12 protein-coding genes are annotated in these 11,882 nt (G+C 71.2%); 4 read left to right on the top strand and 8 right to left on the bottom strand.

Going from position 1 to position 11,882, the window contains the following annotated elements; all coding sequences use genetic code 11:
- The first annotated feature begins 103 nt into the window (after positions 1–103).
- Positions 104–487: a hypothetical protein gene (locus M8542_RS26695; protein WP_257922996.1), complete on the top strand. Its 384-nt coding sequence runs from the start codon at positions 104–106 to the stop codon at positions 485–487.
- On the opposite strand, the gene M8542_RS26690 is transcribed toward M8542_RS26695, so the two are convergent.
- From M8542_RS26690 to M8542_RS26680, 3 genes are all read right to left on the bottom strand, one after another.
- On the bottom strand, positions 484–909 hold the full coding sequence (locus M8542_RS26690) for a hypothetical protein (protein WP_257922995.1): 426 nt from the start codon (positions 907–909) through the stop codon (positions 484–486). The genes M8542_RS26695 and M8542_RS26690 overlap by 4 nt on opposite strands.
- A 68-nt stretch (positions 910–977) precedes the next feature.
- Positions 978–1,904: an esterase/lipase family protein gene (locus M8542_RS26685; protein WP_257922994.1), complete on the bottom strand. Its 927-nt coding sequence runs from the start codon at positions 1,902–1,904 to the stop codon at positions 978–980.
- 153 nt (positions 1,905–2,057) lie between these two features.
- Complete coding sequence (locus M8542_RS26680; protein WP_257922993.1) at positions 2,058–3,215, bottom strand: acyl-CoA dehydrogenase family protein; 1,158 nt, start codon at positions 3,213–3,215, stop codon at positions 2,058–2,060.
- A gap of 110 nt (positions 3,216–3,325) precedes the next feature.
- On the opposite strand from M8542_RS26680, the gene M8542_RS26675 reads away from it, so the two are divergent.
- Both M8542_RS26675 and M8542_RS26670 read left to right on the top strand, forming a co-directional pair.
- Entirely contained in the window at positions 3,326–5,002 is a 1,677-nt protein-coding gene (locus tag M8542_RS26675; protein WP_257922992.1) for a class I adenylate-forming enzyme family protein, read from the top strand.
- 61 nt (positions 5,003–5,063) lie between these two features.
- Positions 5,064–5,456: a hypothetical protein gene (locus M8542_RS26670; protein WP_257922991.1), complete on the top strand. Its 393-nt coding sequence runs from the start codon at positions 5,064–5,066 to the stop codon at positions 5,454–5,456.
- Between the two features lie 30 nt (positions 5,457–5,486).
- On the opposite strand, the gene purE is transcribed toward M8542_RS26670, so the two are convergent.
- The 5 genes from purE to M8542_RS26645 all read right to left on the bottom strand — a co-directional run bounded on the left by purE (position 5,487) and on the right by M8542_RS26645 (position 10,731).
- Positions 5,487–5,984 (bottom strand): 5-(carboxyamino)imidazole ribonucleotide mutase, encoded by a 498-nt coding sequence (gene purE, locus M8542_RS26665; protein WP_257922990.1) that lies wholly within the window; start codon positions 5,982–5,984, stop codon positions 5,487–5,489.
- Between the two features lie 10 nt (positions 5,985–5,994).
- Complete coding sequence (locus M8542_RS26660; RefSeq protein ID WP_257922989.1) at positions 5,995–7,179, bottom strand: 5-(carboxyamino)imidazole ribonucleotide synthase; 1,185 nt, start codon at positions 7,177–7,179, stop codon at positions 5,995–5,997.
- Between the two features lie 102 nt (positions 7,180–7,281).
- Positions 7,282–8,502: a glycosyltransferase 87 family protein gene (locus tag M8542_RS26655; protein WP_257922988.1), complete on the bottom strand. Its 1,221-nt coding sequence runs from the start codon at positions 8,500–8,502 to the stop codon at positions 7,282–7,284.
- Positions 8,477–9,826: a glycosyltransferase 87 family protein gene (locus tag M8542_RS26650; protein WP_257922987.1), complete on the bottom strand. Its 1,350-nt coding sequence runs from the start codon at positions 9,824–9,826 to the stop codon at positions 8,477–8,479. Before M8542_RS26650 ends, M8542_RS26655 begins: the two co-directional genes overlap by 26 nt.
- Before the next feature lie 71 nt (positions 9,827–9,897).
- Entirely contained in the window at positions 9,898–10,731 is an 834-nt protein-coding gene (locus M8542_RS26645; protein WP_257922986.1) for a GGDEF domain-containing protein, read from the bottom strand.
- A gap of 269 nt (positions 10,732–11,000) precedes the next feature.
- On the opposite strand from M8542_RS26645, the gene M8542_RS26640 reads away from it, so the two are divergent.
- Positions 11,001–11,882, top strand: an 882-nt coding sequence (locus M8542_RS26640; protein ID WP_257922985.1) for a sigma-70 family RNA polymerase sigma factor, incomplete at its 3' end; no start/stop codon positions are given.

Raw genomic sequence — 11,882 nt, 5'->3', positions numbered from 1 at the left:
CCGTCTGATGTCCGGTTCATGCGTGTACGGGTACCCATTCCGGATCGTGATCGGCTGGGCCAAGCGGCCTAATCACTTGCTGTGCCTGTGGAACGATCGGGGCGTGAGCGCGCGATTGGCCGGCTACTGGTCGGAGTGTGAGCTGTACCCCGGCTCCACCGAGTACACGGAGCTGGGCTTCCGTGCCGACGGAACGGGTTGGCAGTACTGGTCGAGCTGGAGCAAGGAGTTCGTGGTCCTCCGCTTCGACTGGCACACCCCGGAGCCGGGCCGGCTCGCGGTGCGCGTGCGGGCGGAGATCGACGGCAAGTGGGCTCCGGGCGGAAGCCACCGCGTCGAAGGCGATGAGCGCGTCGACACGCTCATCGAACTGGCCTGGACGCTCGAGGACCGGAAGCTGACCCTGGACCGCCCCCTGGACGACGCCCTCGGCGGCACGGAGTTCCTGGCGGTCGAAGCCGGCGGCTTCGACCCGACGCTGGCTTAGGCAGGCCGGCGCCGGATCGCGTCGAGCCCGGCCCACCCACCGTGAACGGCCAACAAGGTCAACACCTGCTCGGCCTGCTCGGCGAACCGCGCCAAGTCGTCGTGCAGCAGGGCGGCTCGTTCGCCGTCGAGCTGGTCGAAGTCGTCGAACCAGAGCGAGATCGCGGAACCGGCCGTGACGGCGAGGCCCTGGGTGAGGCTGAGGAACCCGGGCGAAGGCTCGGGCGCGGCGGCGCGGTAGGACGTCTCGATCTCGTCGCACGCGGCGAGCAGCTCCCGCAGCTGCCGGACGGCGTCGGCGGGTGTGCCGTCCCAGCCGGCCGCCGGCCAGGCGCGGTCGGCCAGCTCGAGCCACAGCCGCCACCCGGCGACCAGCTCGGCTTCGTCGTGGGGCGTCCAGGACGCCGGAACCGGCCAGTACATGCTTCGAGAGTGACACCGCCGGGGCGCGAATCCGCCCCGGCGGTGGGTCATGTCTCATGTGGCGAACGTCAGCTGATCACCGGGGGCACCGGAACGCACGGCGGTGTCTTGGCGTGGGCGGGATCGAGCGCGTTGAGCACGAGCCCCTGCGCGACGGGGTCGTAGGTGATGCCGAGGTGGTCGGTGAAGTCGAGCCCGCAGACGTTCTGCAGCAGGATGTTCTTGACGTTCGGCCCGGCCGGGAGGAACGCGCTGGTGTAGGGCGTGACGACGTCGTCGTACCGGGTCTGGATGACGGTGTACTGGATGCCGTCGACGGTCTCGCCGCCGGCGTTGAGGTCGGTGAGGAAGTCCGAGCCGACGGCCTGTTCGTTGCAGGCCTGGCAGACGGTCCCGAGCGCGGCGGGCACGCCGGGGATCATTTCGAGGGTGCTGAGCAGCCCGAAGAGGTCGGTCCCGTGGTTGGACGGCGAAAGCCCGACGAGCCGGCTGATCTTGTTCGCGCCGCCGAGGTACTTGATCCAGTACCGCACGTTCATCCCGCCTTGCGAGTGCCCGACGACGTCCAGCTTCTTGGCCCCGGTGGCGGCGAGGACCTTGTCCCCGAAGGCGGCAAGCGCTTTCGTGGTGTCGGCGACGGGCCCGACGGTCTGCAGGAAGGAGCCGGGCGCCCCACCGAAGTTCCCGGCGAAGACGCAGTACCCGGCGTCGGCGAGCTTCCGCGACAGGTTGGCCCAGTTCTCGTAGGCGTTGGCGGTGGTCCCGTTGGAGAGCAGCACGGGGTTCGGGTGCCGGTCGGAGGGCTTGCAGCCCCAGTCGTTCGCCCCGGGCGGCGCGATGGTCGGGTTCCCCAGCGAGTAGAGGGCGGCGGTGAGGATGTTGGGCTGCACGGGCCCAGTGGGTTCTCGTTCGGCGGCCTGCCCGGTCCCGGCCCCCAGCGTGAGCGCCACGGCCGTGGCGAGGGCGGCGGTCAGCAACCTGCGCGTCATGCCCATCCGGTTCACCTCTCTGTGAAGGATGGTGATCCACGTCACCGCTGGGTTAACGCGCGAGTAACTTGTTCGGACACTCCCCCTGGTGAGTGATTTTTCGACATGACGAAGCCCCCGGCGCGCAGGTGCGCCGGGGGCTTCGCGAGGTTCTGGCGGTCAGCCCTTGAGCAGGGCCCGGGCCATGACGACCTTCTGGATCTGGTTCGTGCCTTCGTAGATCTGCGTGATCTTCGCGTCCCGCATCATGCGCTCGACCGGGAAGTCACGGGTGTACCCGGCGCCGCCGAAGAGCTGGACCGCGTCGGTGGTCACCTCCATGGCGATGTCCGACGCGTACGTCTTCGCCGCCGAGGCCATGAAGCCCGCGCGCTTGTCCCCGCGCTCCGAAGCCGCCGCCGAGGCGTACACCAGGTGGCGTGCGGCCTCGATCTTCGTGCCCATGTCGGCCAGCATGAACTGGACGCCCTGGAACTCGGCGATCGCCTTGCCGAACTGACGGCGGTCCTTCACGTACGCCACCGCCGCGTCGAGTGCGCCCTGGGCGATGCCCAGTGCCTGCGCGCCGATCGTCGGGCGGGTGTGGTCGAGCGTGCGCAGTGCCGTCTTCAGGCCCGTGCCCGGCTCGCCGATGATGCGGTCCTCGGGGATCGTGCAGTTCTCGAAGTAGATCTCCCGCGTCGGCGAGCCCTTGATGCCGAGCTTCTTCTCCTTCGGCCCCACCGAGAAGCCGGGGTCGTCCTTGTGCACGGCGAACGCCGAAATCCCGTTGGCCTTCTTCTCGGCGTCGGGGTCGGTCACGGCCATCACGGTGTACCAGGAGGACTCGCCCGCGTTGGTGATCCAGCACTTGGTGCCGTTGAGCACCCAGTGGTCACCGTCGAGCCGCGCGCGGGCGCGCATCGAAGCGGTGTCCGAGCCGGCCTCGCGCTCCGAAAGCGCGTACGACGCCGAAGCCTCGCCCGACGCGATCGCGGGCAGCACCAGCTTCTTCACCGTCTCCGAGCCGGACAGGATGATCGGCTGCGTGCCGAGCTTGTTCACCGCCGGGATCAGCGACGCCGACGCGTCGACCCGCGCGACCTCTTCGATCACGATGCAGGCGCCGACGGCGTCCGCGCCCTGGCCGTCGTACTCCTCGCCGATGTGGACGGCGTTGAACCCGGACTTCACCAGCGCGTTGTACGCCTCGATCGGGTAGCGCTCGTTCTCGTCGACCTCGGCCGCGTACGGCGCGATCTCCTTCTCGGCCAGGGCCCGGACCGCGGCCCGCAGCTCCTCGTGCTCCTCGGCAAGCTGGTACAGGCCGTCGGTCACTTCGGGTCACCTTCTCTACGACGTCGGGAGAGTCCTGCTCGATGTTAGCGCTCGTTCACCGACCGGCTGCGTCCTTGTGTCGTGGACCGCAGAATTCGTAAGGTCGAGTGATGCCGCTCACCGCGCCGACGACGCCGCCCGGTTTGCCCGCCTCCCTCGCCTACCCCGAAGTCCCCGTCGGTTCGCTCATCGCCGCCGGCGCCGCCCGCTGGGGCGACCGGACCGCCTTCGCCCACGAAGGCCGCAGCCTCACCTTCGCCGAGACCTACCGCGCCGCCTGCCGCTTCGCGCACGCGCTGCGCGCCCACGGCATCGGCCGCGGCGACGTCGTCGCGCTGCACCTGCCGAACTGCCTGGCCTTCCCGGTCGCCTACTACGGCACGCTGCTGGCCGGGGCCACCTTCAGCCCGGCGAACCCGCTGCTCCCGCCGGACGATCTGGCGTTCCAGCTCGCCGACTGCGAGGCCGCGGCGGTCGTGACGTTCGGCCCGGTCGCGGGCGTGCTGGCGAGCGTCGCGGACCGCATCCCGGCGCGGCTGACGGTGGTCGTCGGGCCCACCGGCGACCTCGCCGAAGACGCCGTCGAGTTCGAGGCGTTCCAGGCCGGCCAGCCGGAGACGCGCCCGTCGGTGGACATCGACGTCCACGCCGACCTCGCCCACCTCGCCTACACCGGCGGCACCACCGGCCGGTCGAAGGGCGTGCGGCTCACCCACCGCAACGTCGTGGTCAACACCCTCCAGCACTCGTGCTGGGGCAGCGGCTCGGTCCCGGCGCTCGACGCGCACGGCGACATCACCCTCGACCAGATCGGCGGCGAGGACGAGTGGCCCACGCGGCTGGGCACCGGCGTCGCGATCAACCTGACGCCGTGGTTCCACGCCATGGGCATCATCGGCGGCCTGAACGCGGCGGTCATCGCCGGCACGACGATCGTCCTGCACTCGCGCTTCGACCCGGCGGCGTACGTCGAAGACGCCGAACGGCTGCGCATCACCGGCATCGGCGGCGCCCCGGCGCTGTTCGCCGCGCTGCTCGCGACGCCGTCGTTCCACACGGCGGACCTGTCGTCGGTCCGCTCGATCGGCTCGGGCGCGGCGCCGATGAACCACGCGATGATCAACGCCCTGCGTGAGCGGTTCCCCGGCGTCGTGGTCAGCGAGGGCTACGGCCTCACCGAGGCGACGATGGGCGCGGTCATCTCGCCGACGTACGCCTCGGGCACGCGCAAGGTGGGCTCGGTGGGCGTCCCGATCTTCGACACGGAGGTCAAGATCGTCCCGGCCGAGGGCGGCGAAGACCCGCTGCCGTCCGGCGAGAAGGGCGAGGTCTGCCTGCGCGGCCCGCAGATCATGCTCGGCTACCGCAACCGCCCGGAGGAGACGGCGGCGGCACTGGTGGACGGCTGGCTGCACACGGGCGACGTCGGCATCCTCGACGCGGACGGCTACCTGTCCATCGTGGACCGCAAGAAGGACATGCTGCTGTACAAGGGATACAACGTCTTCCCGCGGGAGCTGGAGGAGCTGCTGATCACGATGCCGGGCGTCGCGGCGGCCGCGGTGGTCGGCCGCCCCGACGTCGAGGTCGGCGAGCTCCCGGTCGCGTTCGTGGTGGCCCGGGACGAGCTGAACCCGGCCGAGCTGATGGCCGCGGTGAACGAGAAGGTGCTGCCCTACAAGCGGTTGCGGGAGGTGCACGTGGTCGACCAGATCCCGGTGTCGGCCGCGGGCAAGGTGCTCAAGCGGCAGCTGCGGGAGCAGCTGATCGGCGAGCTCGACGGCTAAACCCGCAGGTGCCTCGGGGAGTGGAGGGGGCGGATCGTCCGCTCCCCGAGAGGAACCCCCGATGCGGAAACTCACCCGGGCCGTCGTCGCCGCGACCGCCTCGCTCTGCGCTGTCGTCGCCGTCGCCGGCGAGGCGAGCGCCGACTACCCGACGACGCCGTTCGGCCGCTACGAGATCACCGGCGGAGCCACCGCGGGCGGTCTGATCTGGTACAACTGGTCGGTCGGCGTGCAGGGCTACGTGGTCGACAGCGCGAAGGTGGCGCGCGACACCACGGTCTACTTCGACTTCTACGGAGCCGATGATTTCTACGTCGGCCAGACCCGCACGGCGGACGGCGAGACGCGGAGCTTCAACTTCACCGTGCAAGGCCCCATCGGCGGCATCACCAAGGTGGAAATCCAGCTGTGCACCGTCAACGGCTGCACCGTCGCCCACCAGTTCACCCGCTGACGGCCGGACGGCGCGGCCCGGCCGGGAAGGCTACTGGCCCGCCTTGGCGCGCAGGGCCGCGTCCTTGTCCAGGACCAGCTTCTCCAGGTCCCGCTGGAACTCCGCCATCTTCGCGCGCAGGCCCTCATCCGACGCCGCGAGGATGCGGACCGCCAGCAGGCCCGCGTTGCGCGCGCCGCCCACCGAGACCGTGGCCACCGGGACGCCCGCCGGCATCTGGACGATCGACAGCAGCGAGTCCAGGCCGTCGAGGTACTTCAGGGGCACCGGGACGCCGATCACCGGCAGCACCGTCGCCGAAGCCACCATGCCCGGGAGGTGGGCCGCGCCGCCCGCGCCCGCGATGATCACGCGGATGCCGCGCGCCACCGCCGACGTCGCGTAGTCCAACATGCGCTGCGGGGTGCGGTGCGCCGAGTAGACGCCGACCTCGTACTCGACGCCGAACTCGGCCAGCGCCGCGCCGGCCGCCTCCAGCGTCGGCCAGTCCGAGTCGCTGCCCATGATCACGCCCACCTGCGGCGCCATACCTGATCTCCTAGTGGATTTCGTAGCCGTCGAGCCAGACGGCGTGGGACAGCCAGTGCGCCGACAGCAGCGCGCGGTTGCGCAGGTCTTCCATGCGCTCGCCGGTGAAGTTCACGTGCCCGAGCTTGCGCCCCGGCCGCTCCTGCTTGCCGTAGAGGTGCACCCGCGCCTCCGGGAACCGCGCGAACAGGTGGTGCAGCCGCTCGTCCGGGCCCATCTCGGGCAGCTCCGCCGCGCCCAGCACGTTCGCCATCACGCACGCGGGCGCGATCAGGTCCGTGCGGCCCAGCGGGTAGTCGAGCACCGCGCGCAGGTGCTGCTCGAACTGCGAGGTGCGCGACCCGTCCATGGTCCAGTGCCCGGAGTTGTGCGGGCGCATGGCCAGCTCGTTCACCAGCAGCCCGGTGTCGGTCTCGAACAGCTCGACCGCCAGCAGGCCGGTGACGTCGAGCGTCGACGCGACCCGCAGCGCCAGGTCCTGGGCCTCGTGCACCCGCGAGTCGGACAGCCCCGGCGCCGGGGCCAGCACCTCGGTGTTGATGCCGCCCTGCTGGACCGTCTCGACCACCGGGTACGCCGCGCCCTGGCCGAAGGGTGAGCGGGCGACGAGCGCGGCCAGCTCCCGCCGCATCGCCACCTTCTCCTCGACCAGCAGCGGGGTGCCCGCTTCGAGCAGCTCCGGCACGGTTTCGCGGGCGTGCCGCGCGGTGTCCAGCATCCAGACGCCGCGGCCGTCGTAGCCGCCGCTGGACGCCTTGAGCACCACCGGCCAGCCGTGCTCGCCGCCGAACGCCACCACGTCGTCCACAGCGGACACTTCGGCGAAGGCGGGGCCCGGCACGCCGAGGCCGGCCATCATCTCGCGCATCACCAGCTTGTTCTGCGCGAAGCCCAGCGCCGCCGGCGCCGGCCGGATGACGTGGTCCTCCATCGCCAGCGTCAGCAGGTGCTCGCCCGGCACGTGCTCGTGGTCGAAGGTGAGCACGTCGACCGACTCCGCGAACTTCCGCAGCGCGTCGAGGTCGGTGTGGTGGCCGAGGGTGACGTCGCCGGCGACGAGCCCGGCCGCTTCGTTCTCGCCCGCGGCGAGCACGCGCAGGGACTGGCCGAGGGAGATCGCCGCCTGGTGGGTCATCCGGGCCAGCTGGCCGCCGCCCACCATGCCCACGACGGGCAGACCGGTGTGTTTGTCCATAGCGCCGATCAGCCTACTGTGTCGACTTTTGCCAATCCGGCTGGCAGTCACGGCGGAAAGGGGCCGTTGAGCGGGCCGCCTCCGGAACGTGTCCGCCTGCTTTCAGCCGGATTGGCAAACGGTGACCAGGCGGGTCGACCGCCGGACCAGCCGAAGCTCACGCGCCGCCAGCCCGAGGATCCCGGCCGCCGCCGCGAGCACGTAGACGTTGCCGAGGACCGACCAGCCCAGGCCCCAGCCGAACTCCTGGTCGCCGCCGTTCGGCACGAGCATCACGATCTGCGAGGCGAACAGCACCGCCACCGCCGCCGCGGCCCACCACCGCGCCTTCACCACCAGCAGCGTGAGCAACGGCACGCACCAGACCCAGTGGTGCGACCACGACACCGGCGAAAGCAGCAGCCCGTAGAACGCCGTCACGAGCAACGCCGCCGCGTCTTCGCCACGCCGGTGCAGCCGCACCACCAGCCACACCGCGGGCACCGCCAGCACCGCCGCCACGCCGACCGCCACCGCCAGCGACCAGGGGGCCAGCTGCGAAGCCCGGTTGACCAGCCCGTTGAGCGACTGGTTGAAGATCCAGTGCACCGACCCGACCCGGCTCGGGTCGGTCGCCGAATCCCGCCAGAACCGCGCCGCGTCGACCGGGATGACCGCGAACATCACCGCTTCGAGTGCCACGAACGTGCCGAGCGCGCGCAGCCCGTCCTTCCACCGGCCCGTGAAGAACAGGTGCGGCACGAAGATCAACGGAGTCAGCTTGATCGCGGCCGCCACGCCGATCAGGACACCCGCCCACCGCGACCCACGCAGCGAGAGCACCAGGACGTCCAGCACCACGAACGCCATCAGTATCAAGTTGATCTGGCCCAGGAACAGCGTCTTCCACACCGGCTCCAGCACCAGCGCGGCGGCCGTTCCCGCCGGCAGCGCCCACCAGCTTCTTCCCAGAAGCGGAGCACGCCCCGGCGACGACGAAACCACCGTGATGACGACGATAAGGGCGACCACCGACAAAACCGCGATCACGCCCCACACCAGGCCGGACGGCACGAGAGCGAGCGGCAGGAACAGCGGCGCGGCGGCCGGGGTGTAGGTGAACGGCAGCCGCACCCAGTCCGGCAGCGCGGTCAGCACGTCCCGCGTGTAGAGCGGGTCGCCGTGCACCAGCGTCAGCGCGCCGGCGCGGTAGACGGCGCTGTCCGCGCCCAGGTGCCAGCCGGCCAGCCAGACGACGACGCCGAGGGCCAGCACCAGCAGCGCGATCCCGCCGGCCAGGAGCCGGCCCCGCCGCACGTCAGACGCCGGTCTGGACGTCGACATGCTCGTCGGGAGCCGCCTTCTTGCGGGCCCGCCGCTGCAGGCCCCAGCGCAGCACGAGCGCAGCGGCCAGCACCACCGGCATCAGGATGTAGGCGTCCCCCAGCACGTTCTGCCACACCTTCCAGTGCAGCTCGACGTTGCGGCCGTTCGGCAGGATCAGCAGCACGCAGCTGACGAACACGAAGGCCACTGCCCCGGTCCCGACCCAGCGCTTCCACGCCGTCTTCGGCGTCGTCTTCGGCAGCCGCGAAACCAGCAGCACGATCAGCGGGATCACCCACACCCAGTGGTGCGTCCACGAGATCGGCGAGATCAGCAGCGTCCAGAACGCGGTCACCAGCAGCGCCGCCAGCGCCTGGCCCTTGCGGTGGAAGCGCATCAGCAGCCACAGCGCCGGGATGGCGAGCAGGAAGCCGATGCCCATCGCGGCTTTCGACGCCCACGGCGCGAGGTCGGTGGCCCGGTTCATCAGCGCGTTCAGCGACTGGTTGCCCGCCCAGTGCACCGGCCCGATCCGGCCGGTGTCCGGCAGCGTGATGGTCCAGTACTTGGCGGCGTCGTGGGCGTTGACCAGGAACATCAGGCCCTGCAGGACGACGAACGTGACGAGCCCGCGGATCGCGTCCATCCGGCGGCCGGTGATGAACAGGTGCCCGAGGAACACCAGCGGGGTGAGCTTGATCGCCGCCGCGACGCCGACCAGCACGCCGCCCCACTTGCTGCCGCGAGCGCCGATGACCAGCATGTCCAGCAGGATCATCGCCATCAGGACCAGGTTGATCTGGCCGAGGAAGATCGTCCGCCACACCGGCTCGAGGCCGAGGAAGACCAGGAAGAACACGATGGTCGAGCGGGCGGGCGAGGCCCACCAGCGCGGGCCGTCGGAGGCCGGGCGGGGCAGCGCGCCGATCGCGATCCGGATCGACAGCGCCATCGCGGCCAGCGAGATCGCGGTGATCAGGCCCCACGAGATCTGCGTCGGGAACGCCGCGAGCGGGACGAAGATGAGCGCGGCCGTCGGCGGGTAGGTGAACGGCAGCAGCGCCCACCACGGTTCGTCGGCGAGCGTGTTGGCGTCGTAGAGCGAATCGCCGTGCAGCAGCGTCAGCGCGCCGGCGCGGTAGACCGCGCTGTCGACGCCGAGCACCCAGTCGTGCTGCCAGCCGTAGATGCCGTACCCGATCGCGACCAGCGGGATCACCGCCAGGATCAGGATCGACCGCGGGCGCACGGACAGGCGGGCGAGTGACTTCCGCAGGGCCAGGCGGTGCTGAGAGCCGGCCGCGATCGGGCCGTCGACGTCGGTGGGTACGGTCCGGGTCACCTCACCAGGAAATCATGACCCGCCCGATCCAGGTCAGAAGGGTCCGGGGCAAACCGGACTTTTCACCTCTTCTACACGCGAGCGAGCTGGGCCAGCAGGTCGCAAGCCATTTCGTGGGTGGCGGGCAGACGCACCGCCGAGACCCGCGGCCGGCCGGCGTCGGCCAGCTGGGCGTCGACGGAAAGCCGCTCGTGCAACGCCCTTCGCAGCGCGACGCCGTGCGAAGCGACCCGATCGTCCTTCGGGACCAGCGCGGCGACCACCGACGGCCCGAGCGAAGCGATGCTCTGCCCGCTGTCGAACACCGCCCGCAGCGCGTCCGCGACCAGGATCATCCCGGTCAGCCGCGGGAAGCCGGCGACGCTGGTGAGGTCGAGCGAGACGACCAGCAGCACGTGGTCCTCCGCGGCCGGGCGCTCGCGCTTCGCGGCGGCGCGGTAGACCTCCACGAGCCGCGTGCGCAGGTAGGCGGCCGAGGGCAGGCCGGTCAGCGGGTCGGTCACCTCGGTGTGCACGAGCTGGTCGGTGGCGACGTCGGCCCAGGCCAGCGCGGTCGTCCGGAGCAGCCGCGCCGGGGTGGCGTCGACGTCCGGCGACACGAACCCGTCGCCGGTGTGGTCGAGCACCGCGTGCAGGGCGGCCAGGTCGGCGAGGGTTTCCGCGAGGCCGGCGCCGGCCGCCGCCCGCGCCCTGGCCAACCCGGCCAGCGCGGTTTCGGCGGCTTCGACGCGGCCCTTGGTCATCACGGCCGCGCAGACCGCGTCGACTTCGGGCAGGGCCCAGTCGCTCGGAAAGCGCCAGCCGGCGGCCAGGCTGGCGGTGCGCCAGCGGGCCCGCAACGCGCGGAGGGCGCGGTCGGCGAACGGGGCGTCACCGGGGCCGGAACGCGTAGCCGGAACGTCCACTTACCCCCCGTCCCTTTCGTCCGATCCGTGTCGATCTTGCTCGGTGCTTCACGGTGAGGACGTGCCCCGCCGGACGGCGTGACGCGTACTCGCGAGTTTTGTTAAGAAGGTTTTCCACGGCGCGACCCGGGGATGGGTGATTTCGCTCCGCCGTCGGAGTCAACACCCCGACCACGGCGTGACGGCTTGGGGTGGGTCAGTCACACTTGTCTCGCGTCCCGGGTCCGCCTGTAATGGCAGGTCCTGGCCCTAGTCGACCGAGGAGTGCCGTGTCCACCGTTCCCGCCGATCTCAGCGGAAAGAGTGACGCCGAGCTGATCGCGGAGGTCCGCGCCGGGAAGATCGCTTCGTACGGCACGCTCTACGAACGGCACACCGGCGCGGCCCACAACCTCGCGCGTCAGCTGGCCCGATCCAGCTCCGAAGCCGACGACCTGGTGTCCGAAGCGTTCGCCAAAGTGCTCGACACGCTGCGTGGCGGCAAGGGTCCCGACACAGCCTTCCGGGCGTACCTGCTGACTGCGCTGCGTCACACCGCGTATGACCGCACCCGCAAGGAACGCCGGGTCGACCTCAACGAGGACATGACCGACGTCTCGGCCGAGGCGCTGACCGTGCCGTTCTCGGACACCGCGGTCGCCGGGCTCGAGCGGACGATGGCCGCGAAGGCGTTCGCGCGGCTGCCCGAACGCTGGCAGGCGGTGCTCTGGCACACCGAGATCGAGCAGCAGAGCCCGGCCGAGGTCGCGCCGCTGCTGGGGCTGACCGCGAACGGCGTCTCCGCGCTCGCCTACCGCGCCCGTGAGGGGCTGCGGCAGGCCTATCTGCAGGTCCACCTGCAGGAGAACGCCGAGGAACGCTGCCGGGCGTGCGCCGAGCGGCTCGGCGCGTGGACCCGCGACGGGCTGTCGAAGCGCGAACGCTCCCAGGTCGAAAACCACCTCGACGAGTGCGAGAACTGCCGGGCGCTGGCCGCGGAGCTGGCCGACGTCAACGGTGGGCTGCGCGCGATCATCGCCCCGATCGTCCTGGGCGGCGCGGCCCTGGGTTACCTCGCGACCATCGGTGCGGCGAAGGCGAGCGCGGCCACCGCGGCGGCAGCGGGTGCGGCCGCCGCCGGCGCCGCGGCGGCCGGGGGCAAGGCCGGCGCG

Origin of the sequence: Amycolatopsis iheyensis (assembly GCF_024703995.1) — a bacterium.
Taxonomy (GTDB): Bacteria; Actinomycetota; Actinomycetes; order Mycobacteriales; family Pseudonocardiaceae; genus Amycolatopsis; species Amycolatopsis iheyensis.
The sequence above is the reverse complement of the archived record's forward strand: the minus strand, read 5'-3'. Positions and strand labels throughout refer to the sequence as shown.